The organism is Arthrobacter flavus (genome assembly GCF_039526005.1).
GTDB lineage: Bacteria > Actinomycetota > Actinomycetes > Actinomycetales > Micrococcaceae > Arthrobacter_D > Arthrobacter_D flavus.
This window is the reverse complement of record NZ_BAAAIJ010000007.1, coordinates 1-19,115: the sequence shown is the minus strand read 5'-3', so window position 1 is coordinate 19,115 and position 19,115 is coordinate 1. Positions and strand designations below refer to the sequence as shown.

Below are 19,115 nucleotides of genomic sequence, written 5' to 3'. Positions count from 1 at the left end.
GAATTTTGAGCGGGCCAATTATCGCCCGTCCGTCGTCTGCAAATGTGCGGACCTATTTTCCGATTTAGCAGCGGCCCGGAGGCTAGCAATTTTCTTGCCTGAGCCTCTTTGCGTCAGTGCACCCAGTGGTGCCATTTAGCGTTCCGTAGCAAGAGTAAATTGAGCCGCCGCAGGCTGCGCAAATCAAAAGCAACGTAGAGCGAGGAGCAGGATAACTGTGCCAGTCATTGAGGCCCGCGAGGTCTATAAGGTCTTCGGCCCCAGGCCCGAACGCGCCGTCGAGCGGATGAGGGCTGGCGCCAGCCGCGAGGACCTCCGCAAAGACAAGCTGACCCCGGCCGTTATCGATGCCACCTTCGACGTTGCCGAGGGCGAAATTTTTGTGGTGATGGGCTTGTCCGGGTCCGGGAAGTCGACTCTGATCAGGATGGTGAACGGCCTCCTGATGCCGACGGCAGGCACGATGAAGATCGCCGGTGAGGACATCACCCGTTTGAAGGGCAAGGACCTGCGGCGTGTGCGGCGGGAGAAGGTCAGCATGGTGTTTCAACATTTCGCGCTCCTTCCCCACCGCACAGTGGGTGAGAACGCCGCCTATGGGCTGAAGGTGCAGGGACTGAACCGCTCCGAACGTGAGAAAAAGGCTGAGGTGGCCTTGCAGATGGTCGGCCTTGAGGGGTGGGGCGGATCCCTTCCGGGAGAACTTTCTGGTGGCATGCGGCAGCGGGTGGGCCTGGCACGGGCGCTTGCGGCGGAGACCGACGTCATGCTGATGGATGAAGCGTTCAGCGCGCTCGATCCGCTCATCCGGCGGGAGATGCAGGACCAGCTGGTTGACCTGCAACACCAACTCGGAAAAACCATTTTGTTCATCACCCACGACCTCAACGAGGCGATGCGCCTGGGCGACAGGATAGCGATGATGCGCGACGGGCGGATTGTGCAGATCGGCACCACCGAACAGATCCTTAATGATCCCGCCAACGACTACGTTGCACAGTTCGTCCAGGACGTTGACCGGACCCGGGTGCTTACCGCATCCGCTGTCATGGAGCCGGCCGTGGCCGTGCTCGGGAGTGAGCAGGGCCCACGGGCTGCCCACAAGCTGCTGAGAGAGCATCAGCTCTCCAGCCTGATGGTTGTCAGCCGGGACAAAACCCTGCAGGGGATCGTGCATGAGCAGGATGTGGCCGTCGCCGTTTCGCGGGGCTCCGACAACCTCGACGGCCTGCTGCGGTCGGCTGCGACGGTTCGCCTGGATACGCCGCTCGCCGACCTGATGACGGCCGCGGCGGAGAGTGTCGTTGCCCTGGCGGTGGTCGACAACCAGGGCCGGCTCTCCGGAGTGATCCCGCGGGTCACCCTGCTCAACGCGCTCGGCGACCCCAACGCGAGAGTCGAACATATCGGTCCCGATCAGGAGGTGATGGCGTGAGCCTCACAACCAGCCGCACTGACGGCGAAATTGTGCCCCGCATCCCTGTCGGCGAAGGGGTCGAGACGGTCTTCGACTGGGTGGACGATAATCTGGGCAGCTTCTTCACCTCTGTCCGCGATGTGATTCTAGGCGCGACCGACGGTCTGGCCGACGCGCTCAACACCCCGGCTCCGCTCGTGATGGTGATCCTGTTCTCCCTGTTGGCGTTACTGGTCAAGGACTGGAAGTTCGCCCTCGTGGCGTTTGTGGGGCTCATTTTCGTTATCGGCGTCGACCAGTGGGAGAACGCGATGACGACGCTTGCCCTCGTGCTGATTGCCACTTTTATCGCCCTGGTGATAGCCATCCCGCTCGGTATCGTCGCGGCAAAGTCGGATTCGATGAGCAACGCGATCCGCCCGGTGATGGACCTGATGCAGACCATGCCGGCCTTCGTCTGGCTGGTACCGGTGGTCACCCTCTTCAGTATTGGTGTTGCTGGCGGTGTCGTCGCCACAGTCATCTTCGCGTTGCCGCCGGGTGTCCGGCTCACCGAGCTGGGCATCCGTCAGGTGGACTCCGAGGTGGTTGAGGCCGGTCACGCGTTCGGCAGCACCCCGGGACAGATCCTGCGCGGCATCCAGCTTCCGCTGGCGTTGCCGACGATCATGGCGGGCGTCAACCAGGTGATTATGCTCGCGCTCTCCATGGCGGTCATTGCCGGTCTTGTGGGCGCTGGAGGGCTCGGCGGCGCCGTGACCTCCTCGATCTCGCAACTCGACATCGGGCTTGGCTTCGAAGCAGGCTTGTCCGTAGTAGTCCTAGCGATCTTCCTCGATCGTGCGACGGCGGGCGTCGGCGACGGCAGGTCGGACCGCGACCGCCGACTCATGAGAGGGCTGGCCAGGATATTCGGCCGGCCTGCGACGAAGCCGGTTCCACAAACCACTACATCTTGACCCTCCAACCACTCCACGGGTGCCCTTCGAAGGGCACCCTCCGATGAATAAGGAAAGAAGATCAATGACTAAGAAACTAGGCACACGACGCGTCGGAGTACTTGCGGCACTGATGACAGTGGCTCTCGGAGTGACAGCCTGCGGCGGATCAGATGCGTCCAGCGACGAGGGAACCGAAGATGCGGCACAGGCTATCACCCTGGGCATCATCCCCTCCTGGACTGACGGGCTGAGCACCGCCTACCTGTGGGAGAACATCCTCGAAGCCGAGGGAATCGACGTCGAGATCCAGGAACTGAGCGAGGCTGCCCCGCTCTACACCGGCCTTTCGAACGGCGATGTTGACGTGTACCCCTCGGGCTGGTCCGAAGCGACCCACGCCGAGTACATGGAAGAGTACGGCGACGACATCGAGGATCTTGGCGCGTACTACGACAACGCCAAGCTCACCTTCGCCGTCCCGGAATACACGGACATTGACTCGATCGCTGACCTTACCGGCAACGCCGACATGTTTGACGGCCGGATCGTCGGCATCGAACCGGGAGCCGGCCTCACGGCCGTGACCAAGGACGATGTCATGCCCGCGTATGGCCTTGAGGACGACTATGAGCTTGTCGAGTCGTCCACGACGGCGATGCTGACGGAGCTGCAGAGCGCCGTCGACGCCGAGGAAGACATTGTGGTGACCCTGTGGAAGCCTTTCTGGGCGAACAGCTCCTTCCCCCTGAAGGATCTTGAGGATCCCGAGGCTGCGCTGGGCCCGGTTGAGGGACTGCACACGTTGGCGCGGACCGGGTTCACCGAGGACTTCCCGGAGGTCGCCGAGATGATGTCCAACTTCAAGCTGGACGACGAACAGTACGGTCAGCTGGAGAACCTCGTCGTCAACGAGTTCGGTTCAGGCCAGGAAGCTGAAGCCGTCGAGCAGTGGCTCGAGGAGAACCCCGACTTCATCGATGGGCTTAAGGGCTAACACCCTCGATATCCCCAAGGGGCTATCGCCCTCTGACGGGAGGACCGGATGTTTCTGGTCCTCCCGTCGTCGTCGGTGGCGAGGGAGGCGCGTGGCCAGCTGAGAGCCTAGGCGCCGAGGGCCCGGACCGGCGGTAGCCGTAGCGGAGGGTGCTGGACAATCGCAGCACTGACCAGTTTTGCTTGCCTGACTATTTCCCGTGTGCTGGGGCTGAGCAACTCGCCGACTCCGACCAGATGCAGGCCAATCGCCCGTGCTGCGGCCTTGAGATCATTGCCAACTGCCAGACCAAGCGACAGCAGGAACCGCCGCAACTGGTTCTGCGGGTATTTGGTCACCACCACATGGTCGGCCAGGAGCACGCCATTTCCGGTTTGGACCGCCCATTTCTTGGATCCAAGTACCGGGGCGGGCAATAACTTCGAATGGCCCACCACGCACAGGTTTTCCGCGATCGTGCTGTGCCGGATGTCCAGTGAGTGGCTGCTCGCATAACCGCGCAGCAGCCGAAGCAGCTCTGTTCGTTCCGAGAGGGACACCGAGTCGGTCATCACCGTACGGGACAGCTGCCCGGTATCCAGTGAGTCCATGCATTCCACAACGATTGACTCGATACCCTGACGGCTGAGTTCGCTGGCCACGGCCAATCCCGAAAGACCTGATCCAATAACGACCGTGGTGGTGAGCTCCGCGCCGCAGGGCGCGTCTGAGCGCGAGGCACCGGTTATGGGCGACGGCGAACTCACAGGGTAGACCTCCGAAAGGGAAGGATTGGTTCCGCACAGCCCGGCGCCTCTTCCGGGCTGTGCGGACACTTGGCTGCGAACGGGTCAACCAAGCGCATTCGTTACACCTGAGCAAATTGTGGCTCATTCAAGTAACGATTTCTCGAAGCCTATAGAACTTTGACCACGGTGAATAGTCCTCTGCGGAAGAGTAGGCTTTGAAACAGTCTGGCGGCGATCCTGGATCGCTGATCGGGCACCGATAGTTGTAACCGCAGAGAGGCGGGGCCATGGAAAAGGCACAGTCTGAGAATGGTGTGAACAGTCTCTACGGTAGCGGCATTGTGGTGGGGGTGGACGGCTCCGATCAGAGCCAGTGCGCCCTGGTCTGGGCGGCGCATGAAGCGGCGCGTCGAGGCACCCGTCTGAGCGTTGTCACGGCCTACACGGTGCCGGTGTTCGCGGCCTCAAGCATGGACGCCGGGTATGCCACCATTGACGACGCCGTCATCCGTGAGGGTGCGGAGGCGGTGCTCAAACAGGCAATTGAACGGGTTCAGGGGCTTCCCGTGGATATTGATCCGCGGGTGGAGGCCGGAGATGCTGCGGGTGTCCTCCTGGAACTGTCAGAAGAAGCCGAACTGATAGTTGTGGGGTCTCGTGGTCGGGGAGGTTTTGTCGGGCGCCTCCTGGGCTCGGTCAGCAGCGCGGTTCCGGCCCACGCAAAATGCCCGACGGTCGTTATTCCCCTCTGCGCCGCTCGTCGGCTGAATGAAGCGGGAGTCGAGCCGCCGAAGGGGAAAGGGGAGCCGGGGCCCACGGCGGACCAGGTGGAGCAGGTTGTGGTGGTGGGGGTGGACGGCTCGGAGCAGGCGCGGATGGCGTCGCTGGCTGCCGCGGAGCAGGCCGTATCCAGGCGGATGCCCCTGCGCGTGGTCTGCTCATTGCCGCCCTTCACCGGATCCCTCGCCTGGGTTCCCGCGCCGTTGGACCGTGAGGCCCTCCATGCCGACATCCGCATCTCGCTGACCGCGGGCAAGGAATGGCTGCAGAGCCACTTCCCGAGCCTTGATATCTCGGTGGAGCTGCTCGACGGTCCACCGGTTGAGGTGCTGATCGAGAGTTCGCGGACCTCCGAGCTGCTGGTGGTCGGCACCCGGGGGCGTGGCGGGTTCGCTGGAATGCTGCTCGGCTCTACCAGCCAGGGCGTTCTTCATCATGCGAAGGGCCCCGTGCTGGTTGTTCCCGACGGCAATGATCCACGGTTGATCGACCGCGAGAACTTCGGGCCGATGGTGGCCCCAACCAGCTAGTTCTCATACCGTCAGTTCCTTTGTGCCGGGCTGTGAGGCCCGGCACAAAGACTAGAACCTTGCGACCATCGGGTACAGGTTCGGCATACCGCCCATGTGCGCCAGATCGGTCACGAGGATTCCCTGCGACTCGTTGAGCGCGTTGACCACCTTGTTGTTCCCGATGTAGATGCCAACATGATAGAAATTCCCTGGCGATCCCCAGAACACCAGGTCACCGGCCTGAGCCTGGGCCAGCGGGACATGGTTGGAGCTGGCCGCATACTGTGCGGTGGCTACCCGTGGCAGGGAGATTCCGGCAGAGGCGAATGCCTGCTGCACGAGTCCCGAGCAGTCGAATCCACGCGGTCCCGACCCGCCCCACTGGTAAAAGTGAGGGGAACCGGTCTTGGACATGGCGTAGCTGATCGCAGCCGACACCGAGCCACCGTTTGAGGGTGGCGGGGCAGGTGCGGGAGCCGGGGCTGGTGCGGGAGCCGGGGCTGGCGCTGGAGCCGGCGCTGGAGCTGGAGCCGGTGCTGGTGCCGGTGCGGGAGCTGGCGCGGGCGGGCGGGGTGACGTCGTGGCCGGTGGCGATGGGGAGGGCGCGGGTGTTGTTGGTGCCGGCGTCGACGGCGCAGGTGTCGAGGGTGCCGGGGCTGAGGGACTCGGCCGCTCCGCTGCAGGCGGAGCGGGATTGGGTGCAGGGGCCTCGGAGGTGGGGGCCGGTGGCCGAATGGCGGCGGGTGCGGCCTGTTGGGTGGCCAATGCCGATCCTTCGGATCGTTGCGTCTCCGCGGCGGCTGCTGCACGCTCGGACTCTGCGATGATGCGAGCAAGCTCTTCCTCGCGCTGCTGCTCCTCAATTCCCGAGATGCGCTGCTCTTCGAGTGCTGCTGTGGTGTTGCGCAGCGAAGCGAGCTGGTCAACCAGAACGGAGCGCTCGGCCTGTCGCTCCTCGACTAGTCGAGCCGCAGCGTCTGTGGCCCGCTGGTTGTCTTCTCCAGCCAGTTGGGCAGTCTCGGCCGCATCTGCTGCCGCCTGTCGGGCAGCGGCAGCATCCAGGCGGAGCGCTTCCCACGTCTTGGCAGCGGTCTGCGCGTTGGTGAAGGTAGTGGCCCGGTTGGCCGACAAGCCATACATGGTGGAGGCCCGGGACATCATCTCGTCAGGGTTTTCCCCACTGAGCAGCATCGTCATCCCGGGGGTAACGCCGCCCGACCGGTACAGGTCGCCAGCCAGTTGCCCCACCTCAACTGCTGCAGCGTCGTGGGTCAGCGCTGCCTCTTCGGCAAGGGCGGTGGTTGCAACGGCGGTGGCGCGTCGTTCGTCCAGGGCAGCGAGTGCATCAATGTAGGCACCCTGAGACTGCATGGCGGTTGTCTGCGCATCCTGAAGGTTTGCCGTGGCCTCGGCGAGGATTCCTTCGATCTCGTCCACCAACGCGGCTTTCGCCGTCGTGCTGTCCAGAGCGTCGGCGATCTCAGCTTCCGTGGGGATCGCGTTCGTCTCGGGAGCGGCCACTCCAGGGGCCAGGCCAACACCACTGAGTAGGACTGCCGTGGCGAGGACGCCGACCGCTCTAAAGGAGCGCATGCGCCGCTTTCCTGATGACTGCACTATTCCCCAAATCTCCGCGCGGCGTATTACACAACAGTCACGACAATAATGGGATGCATGTCACTTTAGCAACATTAGTCACACACGTACCCTAAACAACAGCAGTGTCATTTGGTGGCGTTTGATCTCGGTGTGTCGCGAAATCGCCGGAAACTCACGCGTGCTGGTGGCTTTCGTGAATGGCGTGCTCCGCAGGCTCGATCTGGAAGGTGCAATGCTGGGTATCGAAATGGTGACGGAGGCAGTGGGTCAGCCGATCGAGCACTCTGTCCATGCCGTCCGCGTTGAGGGTGGCTTCGTCTACCACCACGTGCGCTGAAAACACCGGCACACCGGAGGTGATGGTCCACGCGTGAATGTCATGGACATCGACGACGCCGTGCACCCCAAGGATGTGACTGCGAATCATCTCCGAGTCCACGCCCTTCGGAGCCGATTCGAGCAGTACGTTGATGACATCCCTGAGGAGGCTCCGGGCCCTCGGCAGGATCATCAGCGCGATGGCTATCGACGCGAAAGCGTCGGCGGGAAGATAGCCGGTCGTTGCGATTACGACGGCGGCAACGATGACCGCCACGGATCCCAGCAGGTCGCCCAGCACCTCGAGGTACGCGCCGCGGAGGTTGAGGCTTTCGGCTTGTCCGCCGCGGAGAATGAGGAGGCAAGCGAGGTTGGCGACGGCTCCCACCACGGCTGTGATGATCATGATGTCCGAACGGATGTCGGGGCTCGTGTTGAAACGTCGTAATGCTTCGATCAGGATCACGACGGCGATCACCGCCAGAATGATCGCGTTCGCCAGCGCCGCCAGGACCTCCGCCCGCTGGTACCCGTAGGTGCTTCGCCGGGTGGCGGGGCGGGTGGCTATCCAGGAGGCGAGGAGGGCAATTGACACGCCGGTCGCATCGGACAGCATGTGCCCGGCATCGGCGAGCAGGGCGAGTGACCCGGACCAAAGGGCCCCCACAATCTGAACCAGCACCATTGTCAGGGTGATTGCGACGACGATCACCAGTTTCCGGCGATGCTTGCCGGTCGCCGTGCCCTGGGGCAACCCGTGATCGTGCGCGTTCATAGCACCAAGTATCCGCTGTCGGGCCGAGAATGTGCGAGCAGGACTATCCCCAACCGAGCTCGTGCAACCGCGCGTCGTCAATCCCGAAGTGATGGGCCACCTCATGGATGACCGTGATCAGGATCTCGTCAATGAGTTCCTCACGGCTGTCGCAGTGGCGGAGCAGCGGCTGCCGGAAGATGCTGATGCTGTCTGGCAGGGATCCCGCGTCCCACCAGGAGTCCCGTTCGGTCAGCGGGGTGCCTTCGTAGAGCCCGAGGAGCTCGGTGTCGGGATCCTCTCCGGGGCCCGGCTCGTACTCTTCACGCACAAAGATGGCGACGTTGTTCATGGTGCGCATCAAATCTTCGGGGATCTGGTCGATCGCGTCATCCACGGCTGACTCGAAGTCTGCAAGGGTCATTTCGATGGGCACACCACCGACTGTACCGTCGTGGCAGGCCCATCGACGGGTCCGTTTTGTGGAATAGCGAAACAGGCCCTATAGTTTTATAGGTCCACAGCAGGGGAAAATTCTTGCCTCGTGTGGTCCTGGCCCCCATCGTCTAGCGGCCTAGGACACCGCCCTTTCACGGCGGCGGCACGGGTTCGAATCCCGTTGGGGGTACGTAAGAGCAGGCCGGTTTCGGAGCACTTCGAAGCGGTCAAGAAGCGGCAGAGATGCTGGTAGGCTGAAGCTCTTGCAAAAAAGCAAGGCCCTGTAGCGCAGTTGGTTAGCGCGCCGCCCTGTCACGGCGGAGGTCGCGGGTTCAAGTCCCGTCAGGGTCGCTCAGGTTCATCAGTTTCGACTGGTTGACCGCGGTGACTGTCGTAGGATAGTTGCACGGCTCTGTAGCTCAGTTGGTAGAGCGTTCGACTGAAAATCGAAAGGTCACCGGATCGACGCCGGTCGGAGCCACCAGCAGTTAGCCCCTAGATTGCAGGGATTTCCCTCAACCTAGGGGCTTCGCTATTTAACCCGTTCTGGCTTTCTGCCCACATTTTGCCCACATTCGCAGATGCAGCACCGTGATTGAGCATGACCGCGACTGCATCCAAATCGTCGTCGAACAGGTCAGCGTACACATCCAAGGTCATCGCAGCGGACTTGTGCCCGAGCATCCGCTGAACAGCTTTCACATTCGCACCAGCACTAACGGCAAGTGAAGCCGCCGTATGGCGCAGATCGTGAGGGCTGATCTTCGGGAAGTCAGGGTCCGACTCCATGAGGCTCCTCACCGCCGCGTCGAAGTGTCGCCGCCTGAAATTTCCACCACGCAAAACTGACGCTTCAGAGGAAGTGAACACCAGGTCTTCCCTTTTCTTGTTCTCGCAGCGCTTCGCCAGGATCTCGCTAAGAAACTCAGGGAACGGCACCGACCGGCCTTCGTGATTCTTTGGAGTACCCCAGACGATAGTCCCGCGTGGCTCTGAGACTGCCTCAACAACAGCTACACGCCGCCTCAACATGTCCAGCCGGCCAACCTTCAGTCCCGCCATCTCACCCCACCGTAGGCCGGTATACGCGAGGAACAGCACCACATCGCCGTAGTCACCAACAGCAGACGCAAGATTAGCGACCTGCCCGTGATCGAGATACCCGTGATCTTTCTGGACTATGCGGGGCAGTCGTATATCGTCGGACGGATTCTTATTCAGACGCCCATCAAGCACAGCGAACTTCAACACACCGGATAGTACTAAATGAGTCTGGCGAACTGTAGACGGAGCCAACTTCATCGACAGTTCATTCACCCAAGTCTGAATTGCGCCATGAGTGATTGCCGTGATCCTGGTTGACCCCCAACGCGGCAAGACGTGCTTATCAAGGCCCAGGCGGTAACCGGACAAGGTTGTTGGTTTCAGGTGTACTTGAGCCGCAAACCATTGTTCTGCCCACTCAGTGACGGTTACCCGCGATTTAGTTGGATCAACCCATTCACCCCGAAGCTTCGATACCTCAACAGATGAAGCGAAGTTCTCCGCGTCACGCTTCGTTTTGAACCCGCGCTTATCGGTTTGCGTCCTCTCAGGAGTCCTGTATCGCACGCGGTAACGTTTCCCGGCCTTCGTTTGGTAGGACTCAATCGTTGCCATCAATTTTCCTATGCTCCGAAAGGATTCGGTCCAACTTACTGCTGTCACCTTCCCTTGCGTCTAGCTCGGCACGATTTATCTCAATGATCTTCGAGGCACCCTCGTAAATTTGGTTGAGTCGCCACTGGGGCGCAGCCCTCTGGGCGTCGAGCCAATCTTTAAATGTTTCCTCTTCTGTGAGCTTCTTTTCGGCGCGGAGCCAGTCCCAAAGTCTCGTGGCAGTAAGAGTCCCCAGCCCTGTTGCTTCAACTTTCGCGTCAGGTAGGTCAACATTTGGGGAGAGAAGGATGATTGGCGGCACATCTAAGGCGCTGGCGAGCACGATCAAGTCGTCAACGTCGACGCGGCGAGTGCCCTCCTCTATGTGACGAATTGCCAACGGCGAGATTGCCCGACCCGATTCGGTCAGTTTTCGAGAGAGCTCTGTGTAATTGAGGGCGCGGAGTTCTCGGACTCGCGTTATGTTCGCGGCAACGGTTTGGCCTGTCGGCCCTAGTTTCATTTTTTGTCCAGCCATGCATCCAGTCTGGCATACAAAAGATGAAGGTGCACCTTCAAAGTTTGACGTAGTGTGATTTACATGATTATGATGATCGCACACCTTCAAAACATGAAGGTCAACCGTCGAAGAATGGAAGTCACGAAATGGATCAAGAGCTAGTCAAAGCGGAAGTTCTTGCTAGCGAGTGGGGGACCACCACCGGAGCACTTGCTCAGATGCGATACATGGGCACTGGCCCGAAGTTCATCAAGATCGGCGGTAAAGCGGTTCGCTATCGTCGCAGCGATGTGGATGCCTGGTTGAATGCCCAGACGCGGCAACAGACCGGGACTCAATCAATCCCAGCGTAATCACCACCCCACCCGCACCATCCGCTCAGAGGTTCGCCACTGACGAAGAGAGGCCAAATTTGCGATGCCCGAAATGATGACGACTACCGGTTTCGAGAAGTTCATTGTCAGTTACGCCGCTGAGCATGGTCGCCAGATCAGCCGCTCCAAAGCGCAGCGGATGGCCCACCAACTATGTAAGCGCCAAGCACGGATGAACGACGAGACGTTGGAGCGGATCTTTACCCACAACGACCCGACCGCCCGCCAGGCAATCCACAACATTGAAAACAGGAGAGTGCCCGCATGAATCAGAACGCCAGCACTGATGCCACAACGACCACCACGAAAAGGATGATTCCAATGACTAAGACTACCAACTGGCCTGCCACCGTTCGGGAATTCGGCAATCTGGCTGACCAGAGGGGCATGAAGTCCTCAGAACTGTTTGAAGAGCTGGAGCGGGATCTCGGCCCATTTCCGATGCCGCCGACCGGTTACACCCTCGCGGAAGAATCCGATGATCGTTGGATCGGGCCGGAACGCGTGAATCGCGGTTGGATTATCACCCCAGTGTGGAACTCGACTACCAGCTCCCACTCCATCGAGGTGTGGATGGCAGATCACACGGCCCCAACCTACGCGAACTTGTCACCTGTTGACGCTTTCGAGTTCGCCGCCGATCTGATTGCTGTTGCTCGCGCTTCCCAGGGCGACGCAGAGCAGACCGCATGATCGCCGCCCCAACAGCAGCGGTGATAGCTGAGATGCAGCGTTACGCCGATTCCGTGGGACTGGTTCTCACTACACGCTGCACCCGTTGTAAGGCACCGCTCTGGAATCCGAAGAGTCTGCATCACCATTTAGGCCCGGTTTGCAGGGCAAAAGAAAACGGTCTGGACACTCCCGCCAAGAAGTCAGTCCAGACCGTCACCGGCACCCGTTCAAACGGCTAAGTAAGAAACGGAGCACAACCCATGTCTACCGCTAATCATACGGCTTCCCAAACACCTGCAGGAAAGAGCCGGCACGAGACCCTCGCGAATGTCGCGATGCGGCACGAAAGGCTTGAAGCCGACAGCGCACGTCAGGCTGTCCGCGCCTACCAGAAGGGCAACCTTCCCGCCGCAATGTGGTTGATGGAACGCGCAGCGACGGACCGGCACCTTGCACACGAAGCCTGGGATACCTGCGCCATTGCTGTTGCCGCTCAGCAGGAGTACTTGGAGGTTCCATGCTGACCGTCGACCCTGAACCATTCGGTGATGATTTCCTCGCCGATGTTAGCGACCTTGACGACTTCATCCGGTCCACCATCCGCTTCTGCATTGCCGGCATCGACGCACGACACCACCGGGCAGCAGCAGCAGCCCACCACACGATCTACTTCGGAGGCCCAGTCCATTGGGACGGCCTTCACCTCGCGGAGGCCGCCTAATGTCTAACACCCAGCCCGCTTGGGCTGCACCACTGGAAGAGCACGAATGGAGCCCGGAACCGGGAGGCTTTCTCGCCAGCATCCCGGCAGAGTTTGCAGCAGTGGTCGAGGAGATTGAAGCCACGACCGGAAACTCAAATTCTAAGGGTCCGGGCAGAGGCTTAAAGCTCCGCCGCACCACGGATCTACGGCTACCGCCGCCCACTAAATGGCTTGGTAGGGGATGGCTACCGCGCCGGGAGTTGACTGTCCTGGTAGGAGCAGAAGGTATCGGTAAATCCTTGCTATGGGTCCTTATGGCGATGCTCGTAACCACCGGGCGAGCGTTCCCGATGTTCAACTGGGCGAAACGTAAACCCGCCGATGTGGTCATCATCGTCACCGAGGACTCAGCCGCCGAAGTGGAAGCACGCCTACGCACAGCAGGGGCAGACCTGAACCGGGTACATTTCTTCTGCGCCGAGGATGACGGCTCCGGCACGCCGATCTTCACCGGCGGCAAAACCGGGGACATGCTCCTACTCGACGCCCTACTGGACGACTTGGACGACACCCCCGCGCTGCTGGTGGTGGATGCGTGGCTCGATACCGTCGCCGGGAACCTCAATATCAGGGACACCCAGCAAGCCAGGGCGGCACTCCACCCCTGGAAGGAGCTCGCGTCCAAGCACGACCTCGCTGTCCTCCTGGTGACCCACACCAACCGGATGGATACCGTATCTACCCGCGACCTTATGGGCGGCACAGCAGCACTCCGGCAAAAGGCCCGCATGGTCCTCTTCGCGGCCCGCCCACCACTCGAAGATGGCGACCGGCAACACCTATGGGTTGGACCGGACAAAGCGAACACCACCGGAATTGTCGACGCGGTGAAGTTCAACGTCCAGATCGAACAGGTTCGGACGCAAACCGACGATGACCCCGGCACCACTGCGCTCCTCGCTAATCCTCAAGATGCGCTGATGACTATCGGCCAGTTGCTCTCTGAGTGGAAGCGGGAAGAGCAGGAAGCTGACAGGAAACCGTCCAAGACCGATCAGGCCGAAGACGCGATCAGAGAGTACATGGACGGCGAAACGGAACCGGTTCCGAGCAATGACTTGAAGGTTCATCTGAGGAAAGCCGGGTATGGGAAGACCGCGATCGAGGAAGCGATGCGAGCCACCGGGGAATCAGCGCCAGCAACCAGGGGCGGGAAATGGATGTTCACTCTCACCAAATCTAAGACTTCCTAACCCTCGCCCTATATATCAGGAAGTTAGTAACTCTAGGGAGTCTAGGAACACTTCTTTTGGACTTCCTAGAGTTCCTGAACTTCCTAACTTCCTAGTGACACCCTCCCCAGTTAGGAACACTCAAAATGCCCCACACCGAACCATCTGTCGCGAGCATGAAGCTCTCAAAGGATCAGTACATCGAACTGGCTGACACGTTCCGCGACAAAGCGCAGAAGGCCCACCACGAGGCCCGCGAATGGATGGCCCGGGCACTCGTCGCAGAAGCCCAACTATCGACGCTCAGAGCCGCATATGAGCCCCCGCAGTCACCCTCGACCAAGACACCCCCACCCATGCAGGAGAGCAAATGACTCGCCCGTACATCAAAGCCCGTCCCTGGACATGGCGCGACCGCGACGGCAACCAGACGCCCGGCGTCGCACTTATGCACGGCGGCAGCGTCAAAGCTCACCTGACACCCAATGAGGCCCGCGCTCTCGCTGACAGGCTCCACGACCTCACTGACGCCGCCGGCAACCCCGAACAGCCCCTACCCAGCACCACAGCAGAACAGGAATAACACCCATGCCAATCACGATCATCACCCCCGATGGAACACACCAGTTCGATGCCAAGCCCGAAGAAGTCAGCCAGACAGGGCCAGTACTCAAGATCACCCGCAAAGGGCAGGTCATCGCGCACTTCCGACGCTGGACTAGCTGGTTCGAAACTCCCGCCACCGAAGAAAAGGAATAGCAATTATGGACGAAATAACCGACACCGATAAGGCCTTTGTCAGAGCACTTTTCCGCGGTGATGAGCCGGAGCCCGAACAAGCGCCGGCAGTCCCGCAGGAGCCCGTTTCCGGCCCCATAATCACCGGTCAGGAGCGCACACCCGACAAGGTTATGGAAAGCCCGCTCCGCGCTTTCACCCGGGAGTTGTTCGAGCAGTGACCGACGCTCCCGAAGCCCCCCGCAACCACAAGCAACCCCTGACCGAAAGGCAACACATCATGCAGAATAAACTCACCTCCAACCAAGCCGCTGCTATAATGCTCGTACGCCAAGAAGCCCGGCACCTGAACATCACCCTTCCCGTCGACGCCGCCAGCACCCCGCAGCCGCTATCCATCACTGCCCCCGACCCTGACGAAATTACCGACGCCGTAACCAAGGCACTCGAAGCCGGCAAAGACCCCGGCCAGGACAAGACCGTGCAGGCACTCGTCACACGCGCCTACGTCGCCAATCTTCACAGCGTTGACGAAGCTCTCGAAGCCAAACGGGATCAGGCTGCCCTCGAAGCGTTCCGCGACGCCGTGCCCGCCATCCTCGACCAACTGGCCGAGATGTTCGCCACCGACGCCGCGACCCTCAAAAAGCACATCGACACCATCGGCCCCGTCCCCCTGGACAGTCTCGCCCCAGCCAACATGCCCCTCAACGTGGGCAAGGCAGCCCTCGAAGTCCTCGAAGCCTCCAAAAGGATCGCCAAGGTAATTTCTGTATGGGGCATCATCCACTACATGCTCAACAACGGCTCCCGGAACCCCTACGCAAAGACCGTCCAAGCCGCCACACCAACCCTCCGACAGTGGACCGAGAACCAGCTCCACGGCGCAGACCCGGCCGCGTGGGACTTGGTAGTAATGGGCGTCTCGCTCGACCTCGCCGCAGACCCCGAAGAAGTCGAATCCCGGTTCGCCAGCCTCCAACGCCAGACTGACAGCGAACACGCCGCAGCCCTGGAGGCCGAGAAGTGGGGACACGGCGGACAAGCGGCCCGGATCGCGGGCAACAAGGGAGCACTGGACAACCTCGCCCACAACTTCGCACAAGCCAACGCCAGCTAACCAGTAACCGTGGGCCGGTCACCACGACCGGCCCACGAAGTACCCCACGGGCGGGGGACGCCCTGACCCTCACCCTCTTTTCCGCTCCCCCCGGTACAGCTAGACATCTCCGCCGTTCTGGATGAATCGGCCTATTCCACCCCTCCCACAACACGACTTCCCCGAAAGGACCACGTAATGGAGCACAAAACCCCGTCTGGGCTGAAGACTGGAGGCCGCAAATTGTGGCGATCTGTCACAGATGATTACGAATTAGGCCAGCATGAGCTATCAATTCTGCTCGAAGCCGCACGCACATTGGACGCTTTGGATGAGCTGGAGCGGATAGTGAGGGACGAAGGCGTGACCAACGTCAGCCCGCAAGGCGTCCGGGCGCATCCCGCCCTGGTGGAGGCCCGCCAGCAGCGCGTGACCCTAGCCAAGCTTGTTGCTTCCTTGCGCATTCCATTCGAGGATGACCAGGAGGCCACCAGGACGCCGCAGAAGCGCGTGAGCATCCGTTCCGTATCGGCCATCCGGTGAAGCGCCGGCAGAAGGTTGTGCTCCTGGACGACGGGAAGCCGTGGGACGGGAACATTCCAGACTGGGCTCTCACCTTTCACCCTGATGATTGGCCGGGAGTCGAGCCGTGGGAGCGATGGGATAGCTGGTGGTCAGCGGCAAGAGACTGGGCAGAAAAGCACATGCCGGCGGGCTTTGATGAACTAATCCAGACGATGCCCCGGTTGCCGTCCCGACCTTGGAATCAGGGGGACCTGTGAAGGTCGAGCGTAGGGAAGAACTCGTGGTCTTGTATATGGAGAATCAGTCGGAGTGGTTAGCTAACGCCGATGTGTGGCGTCCGTGGGCAAGTAGGGTCATATGCCGCCTTTGGGGGAGCGCTCCCCAGATGCCTTACGTTCGCGGGGATGTTGCTTGGTTGATTGCGGTTCCAGACACTGTTGAGGGCCGGGCAGCTCTCGACAGCCAGCCCAAATCACCCCACACGTAGCTCACCCTAGATTCATGATTTGGCGTGAAGCTCATGGCGGGCTGCAACAGTGCAAGTGCCGAAGTATGGCGGTTAGCGTTCCTTCGTTGCGCAGTGATCCGTCAGCGCCAGCCGCCGGAAATGGGCCGGGGCATAATTTGAAAGGTATGCCTTTCGTCCACTCACGGTCACGGCGGCACGGCATAAGTGGTCCCGGATCTCTTTAGAGTTTCGGGACCGCTCTTTCATGATGACCATCACCGGGACCTCCACCAAAAGCTTCATTTGTCGTCCCACCTCGGGATACATATGCAGGGAACCTGAGCCCCTAGCGTTGACAGAGTGCGCAACGGACAGCCTCAAGCGAACAGCTGGAGGCCTTCGCTGATTATGATTCCGAGATTGACTAGGCCGAAGCTGGCAAGACCCCAGAACCAGATATAGAAGCTTTTCTGCGCAGAGAACCAATTGACTCGTTTGGGCGCTTCGTGCCCGTTGAGCCAGATCGGTATCCGATACTCCCCGTCTTCGTGTCTTGGTTCGGCGGATTTCTTGTCTAGGAGGCCGTTCTGGTAAAAGTACGCCCGGTTACTGAGGTGATGAATGCCTAGTTGGTCTTCGAGATAGTGCATGAGGGTCCGATCCAAATGCGTGAGCAGCCGGTGTCTCGCCATGAGCTGCATTGATAGAAGAGCGATGATCAGACCGAGCGATGCGGATATGAGCACAGCCGCCGGCTCGACGTTTTGGCCCAATGCGATGGTGAGTAGGAAAGCTTGTGCTGTGAGCGCAAGAGACGGTGCTTGCCAGAGGAGGCTGTCCTTCTCGACCTCGCGCAAGAGCAGGGCTTCATACATTAGGAGATTATTCGCTCTTTGCTTGTCGGCGTCTGTCTGAGCGGGCGTGCCCTTGTCCGACAGTCTGCTAAGCAAGCGCATGCCCAATGCCATGGATACATCCTTTCGTCCGGATCGCCCGATACTGTTTTCTTATGATCTCCACCCGGGACTTCCTCACCCCCGGGAGGCCATCTTTCCCCATGGTCTAGGGTTTCACACACGGAAAATCTGAGCTTCTGTGTGGCCAGACTGGAGTGTGGCAGATCTCATAGTGTACGCCCCAGGCCTTATGCTGATTTGAGGTAAGTCACATCCAAACCTTGGGGGAAACCTTGGAAGCATCAGAACTATCAACAGTCTCCGATGATCTTGATTCAATCCGCAGATCAGACGAAGAGACCGAATATGAGTTCTGGTTTGCCCGGGATCTTATGCCCGCCTTGGGGTACACCAATTGGGAAAGTTTCGCCAAAGTTGTAGAGAAGGCCCAGGAATCTTGTCGGCTTGCTGGCCTACCAGAAGACAACCATTTTCGTCAAGCGACGAAAATGGTTGCGATCGGTTCCGGCGCGTCCAGGCCGATTGAAGACATCATGTTGAGTCGCTTTGCAAGCTACCTAGTTGCCCAAAATGGTGACTCCAAAAAAACCCAGGTGGCAGTCGCCCAAGCCTACTTTGCAGTTCAAACCCGAAAAATGGAACTGATTGAAGACCATATTCGGACCGTAGAGCGTCTGGAATATCGCGAGCAACTCCGACTATCGGAAAAGGCACTGTCTGACGTCTTCGCTGGCCATGGCATCAAGGGGGAAGCGTTCGGAATAATTCGGTCAAAAGGCGACCGGGCATTCTTTGGAGGACAGACGACCCAACAGATGAAGACTAGGTATGGGATATCAAAGTCTCGCCCGCTTGGCGACTTCCTCCCGTCCCTAACTCTTTCCGCCAAGACCCTCATCAACGAGATGTCCAAGTACAACATCGACCGTGAAAGCCTTCAGGGAGAATCGGCGGTAACCAAGGAGCATGTCAACAACAGCACCACGGTGCGCGACATGTTGGGTCAAAGAGGGATCACCCCAGAGGATCTTCCTGCTGAAGAGGACATAACTAAGATCGAACGCAAGCACAAGCAAGCGCAGGACAACCTCAAAAAGAGCTCTCTTCCGGCTCTGGACCAGTAAGCGCCCGTGCCCACACTCTGCCCACACATCACGGTAAACAGCGTGATGTTGCGTGATGCTGAATGCCCTAAAAACCCTGTAAATCCAACGACTTGAGGTCTATCTGGCCTGTTCTGGGCCGATTGTCTTCGACTGAAAATCGAAAGGTCACCGGATCGACGCCGGTCGGAGCCACCAGCTAAAACCCCCGGATTATCCGGGGGTTTTTTCTTTTCTAACGGTTAGCCACGCCGCATAAACCCCGCACTTTCAAATCAAGCCCTCGAGCCGCCTGCCCATCGCGCTGAGCGATCAGGCCGATTGACTTCCACTACTGTCATCCTGATGTCTTTCAGGTACCGGGCGATCCCAGCACCATAGTTGCCTGTGCCTTCTATCCCGAAGCGCTCGAGCTGACCATGTCGGGATAGCCAGGCACCTAAAAGCCTGATAGCCGGCGGGTGTTGTAGGGAACTCTCGGTCACCTAGCTGCGACCAACGTGGTCCAGGACCGCGGCGTGATGAGTTTGTCCGCGGGTACCGATGCAGGCATTGGCACCACCCACTGGGCCGACCAATCGGGCTCTTCGCGGTTCGTGGTGATTTCCGCTGCTGAGGAGATGTTCAGGCGGCTGTTCTAGCGGCGCTTCTCAATAGGATAC

At 60.1% G+C, this 19,115-nt stretch carries 24 protein-coding genes and 3 tRNA genes; 20 read left to right on the top strand and 7 right to left on the bottom strand.

The window, feature by feature from the left end:
* The first annotated feature begins 217 nt into the window (after window positions 1–217).
* The 3 genes from ABD059_RS02360 (at window position 218) to ABD059_RS02350 (ending at window position 3,352) form a co-directional block, all read left to right on the top strand.
* A complete protein-coding gene (locus ABD059_RS02360; RefSeq protein WP_343877543.1) occupies window positions 218–1,435 on the top strand; it encodes a quaternary amine ABC transporter ATP-binding protein in 1,218 nt (405 codons plus the stop codon).
* Window positions 1,432–2,376, top strand: coding sequence for an ABC transporter permease (locus tag ABD059_RS02355; RefSeq protein WP_343877542.1), 945 nt, complete (start codon window positions 1,432–1,434; stop codon window positions 2,374–2,376). The genes ABD059_RS02360 and ABD059_RS02355 overlap by 4 nt, the downstream gene beginning before the upstream one ends.
* A gap of 64 nt (window positions 2,377–2,440) precedes the next feature.
* Window positions 2,441–3,352 carry a glycine betaine ABC transporter substrate-binding protein gene (locus ABD059_RS02350; protein WP_343877540.1) on the top strand — a complete coding sequence of 304 codons (912 nt, stop codon included), beginning with the start codon at window positions 2,441–2,443 and terminating at the stop codon, window positions 3,350–3,352.
* Window positions 3,353–3,459: 107 nt separating this feature from the next.
* Here the strand turns inward: ABD059_RS02350 and ABD059_RS02345 are convergent, their stop codons facing one another.
* Window positions 3,460–3,993 (bottom strand): FAD-binding protein, encoded by a 534-nt coding sequence (locus ABD059_RS02345; RefSeq protein ID WP_377959511.1) that lies wholly within the window; start codon window positions 3,991–3,993, stop codon window positions 3,460–3,462.
* Window positions 3,994–4,367: 374 nt separating this feature from the next.
* Between ABD059_RS02345 and ABD059_RS02340 the strand changes: the two genes are divergently transcribed.
* Entirely contained in the window at window positions 4,368–5,390 is a 1,023-nt protein-coding gene (locus ABD059_RS02340) for a universal stress protein (RefSeq protein ID WP_343877535.1), read from the top strand.
* A 51-nt stretch (window positions 5,391–5,441) separates the two neighbouring features.
* Here the strand turns inward: ABD059_RS02340 and ABD059_RS02335 are convergent, their stop codons facing one another.
* The 3 genes from ABD059_RS02335 to ABD059_RS02325 all read right to left on the bottom strand — a co-directional run bounded on the left by ABD059_RS02335 (window position 5,442) and on the right by ABD059_RS02325 (window position 8,467).
* Window positions 5,442–6,965, bottom strand: coding sequence for a C40 family peptidase (locus ABD059_RS02335; protein WP_343877533.1), 1,524 nt, complete (start codon window positions 6,963–6,965; stop codon window positions 5,442–5,444).
* A 178-nt stretch (window positions 6,966–7,143) separates the two neighbouring features.
* A complete protein-coding gene (locus tag ABD059_RS02330; RefSeq protein ID WP_343877531.1) occupies window positions 7,144–8,064 on the bottom strand; it encodes a cation diffusion facilitator family transporter in 921 nt (306 codons plus the stop codon).
* A 43-nt stretch (window positions 8,065–8,107) separates the two neighbouring features.
* Window positions 8,108–8,467, bottom strand: coding sequence for a metallopeptidase family protein (locus tag ABD059_RS02325; RefSeq protein ID WP_019483327.1), 360 nt, complete (start codon window positions 8,465–8,467; stop codon window positions 8,108–8,110).
* 131 nt (window positions 8,468–8,598) lie between these two features.
* Between ABD059_RS02325 and ABD059_RS02320 the strand changes: the two genes are divergently transcribed.
* The 3 genes from ABD059_RS02320 (at window position 8,599) to ABD059_RS02310 (ending at window position 8,965) form a co-directional block, all read left to right on the top strand.
* Window positions 8,599–8,671 (top strand) — tRNA-Glu (locus ABD059_RS02320).
* An 87-nt stretch (window positions 8,672–8,758) separates the two neighbouring features.
* Window positions 8,759–8,832, top strand: a tRNA-Asp gene (locus ABD059_RS02315).
* Between the two features lie 57 nt (window positions 8,833–8,889).
* Window positions 8,890–8,965 (top strand) — tRNA-Phe (locus ABD059_RS02310).
* 11 nt (window positions 8,966–8,976) lie between these two features.
* Here ABD059_RS02310 and ABD059_RS02305 read toward each other — a convergent pair.
* Together ABD059_RS02305 and ABD059_RS02300 are read right to left on the bottom strand one after the other, a co-directional pair.
* Window positions 8,977–10,140: a tyrosine-type recombinase/integrase gene (locus tag ABD059_RS02305; RefSeq protein WP_343877529.1), complete on the bottom strand. Its 1,164-nt coding sequence runs from the start codon at window positions 10,138–10,140 to the stop codon at window positions 8,977–8,979.
* On the bottom strand, window positions 10,127–10,657 hold the full coding sequence (locus ABD059_RS02300) for a helix-turn-helix domain-containing protein (RefSeq protein ID WP_343877528.1): 531 nt from the start codon (window positions 10,655–10,657) through the stop codon (window positions 10,127–10,129). The genes ABD059_RS02305 and ABD059_RS02300 overlap by 14 nt, the downstream gene beginning before the upstream one ends.
* Window positions 10,658–11,065: 408 nt before the next feature.
* On the opposite strand from ABD059_RS02300, the gene ABD059_RS02295 reads away from it, so the two are divergent.
* The 12 genes from ABD059_RS02295 (at window position 11,066) to ABD059_RS02245 (ending at window position 16,003) form a co-directional block, all read left to right on the top strand.
* The gene (locus tag ABD059_RS02295; RefSeq protein ID WP_343877527.1) at window positions 11,066–11,281 is read left to right on the top strand and encodes a hypothetical protein; all 216 of its coding nucleotides are present in this window, start codon (window positions 11,066–11,068) and stop codon (window positions 11,279–11,281) included.
* Between the two features lie 53 nt (window positions 11,282–11,334).
* Complete coding sequence (locus ABD059_RS02290; RefSeq protein WP_343877526.1) at window positions 11,335–11,706, top strand: hypothetical protein; 372 nt, start codon at window positions 11,335–11,337, stop codon at window positions 11,704–11,706.
* The gene (locus tag ABD059_RS17690; protein WP_377959510.1) at window positions 11,703–11,927 is read left to right on the top strand and encodes a DUF6011 domain-containing protein; all 225 of its coding nucleotides are present in this window, start codon (window positions 11,703–11,705) and stop codon (window positions 11,925–11,927) included. The genes ABD059_RS02290 and ABD059_RS17690 overlap by 4 nt, the downstream gene beginning before the upstream one ends.
* Before the next feature lie 21 nt (window positions 11,928–11,948).
* Window positions 11,949–12,212, top strand: a complete 264-nt coding sequence (locus tag ABD059_RS02285) for a hypothetical protein (protein WP_343877525.1) — start codon at window positions 11,949–11,951, stop codon at window positions 12,210–12,212.
* Window positions 12,206–12,409, top strand: a complete 204-nt coding sequence (locus tag ABD059_RS02280; protein WP_343877523.1) for a hypothetical protein — start codon at window positions 12,206–12,208, stop codon at window positions 12,407–12,409. Before ABD059_RS02285 ends, ABD059_RS02280 begins: the two co-directional genes overlap by 7 nt.
* Complete coding sequence (locus ABD059_RS02275; protein WP_343877522.1) at window positions 12,409–13,644, top strand: AAA family ATPase; 1,236 nt, start codon at window positions 12,409–12,411, stop codon at window positions 13,642–13,644. Before ABD059_RS02280 ends, ABD059_RS02275 begins: the two co-directional genes overlap by 1 nt.
* A 125-nt stretch (window positions 13,645–13,769) precedes the next feature.
* On the top strand, window positions 13,770–13,997 hold the full coding sequence (locus tag ABD059_RS02270; protein ID WP_343877520.1) for a hypothetical protein: 228 nt from the start codon (window positions 13,770–13,772) through the stop codon (window positions 13,995–13,997).
* Window positions 13,994–14,206, top strand: coding sequence for a hypothetical protein (locus ABD059_RS02265; protein WP_343877519.1), 213 nt, complete (start codon window positions 13,994–13,996; stop codon window positions 14,204–14,206). The genes ABD059_RS02270 and ABD059_RS02265 overlap by 4 nt, the downstream gene beginning before the upstream one ends.
* Window positions 14,207–14,211: 5 nt before the next feature.
* Window positions 14,212–14,382 (top strand): hypothetical protein, encoded by a 171-nt coding sequence (locus tag ABD059_RS02260; protein ID WP_343877518.1) that lies wholly within the window; start codon window positions 14,212–14,214, stop codon window positions 14,380–14,382.
* A 5-nt stretch (window positions 14,383–14,387) separates the two neighbouring features.
* The gene (locus ABD059_RS02255; protein WP_343877516.1) at window positions 14,388–14,582 is read left to right on the top strand and encodes a hypothetical protein; all 195 of its coding nucleotides are present in this window, start codon (window positions 14,388–14,390) and stop codon (window positions 14,580–14,582) included.
* A gap of 59 nt (window positions 14,583–14,641) precedes the next feature.
* Window positions 14,642–15,481, top strand: a complete 840-nt coding sequence (locus ABD059_RS02250; protein WP_343877514.1) for a hypothetical protein — start codon at window positions 14,642–14,644, stop codon at window positions 15,479–15,481.
* A gap of 177 nt (window positions 15,482–15,658) precedes the next feature.
* Window positions 15,659–16,003, top strand: a complete 345-nt coding sequence (locus ABD059_RS02245; protein ID WP_343877513.1) for a terminase — start codon at window positions 15,659–15,661, stop codon at window positions 16,001–16,003.
* Between the two features lie 807 nt (window positions 16,004–16,810).
* Here the strand turns inward: ABD059_RS02245 and ABD059_RS02240 are convergent.
* The gene (locus tag ABD059_RS02240) at window positions 16,811–17,401 is read right to left on the bottom strand and encodes a hypothetical protein (protein ID WP_343877512.1); all 591 of its coding nucleotides are present in this window, start codon (window positions 17,399–17,401) and stop codon (window positions 16,811–16,813) included.
* Window positions 17,402–17,622: 221 nt separating this feature from the next.
* On the opposite strand from ABD059_RS02240, the gene dinD reads away from it, so the two are divergent.
* Window positions 17,623–18,474, top strand: a complete 852-nt coding sequence (gene dinD, locus ABD059_RS02235; protein WP_343877510.1) for a DNA damage-inducible protein D — start codon at window positions 17,623–17,625, stop codon at window positions 18,472–18,474.
* The last annotated feature ends 641 nt before the right edge of the window (window positions 18,475–19,115 follow it).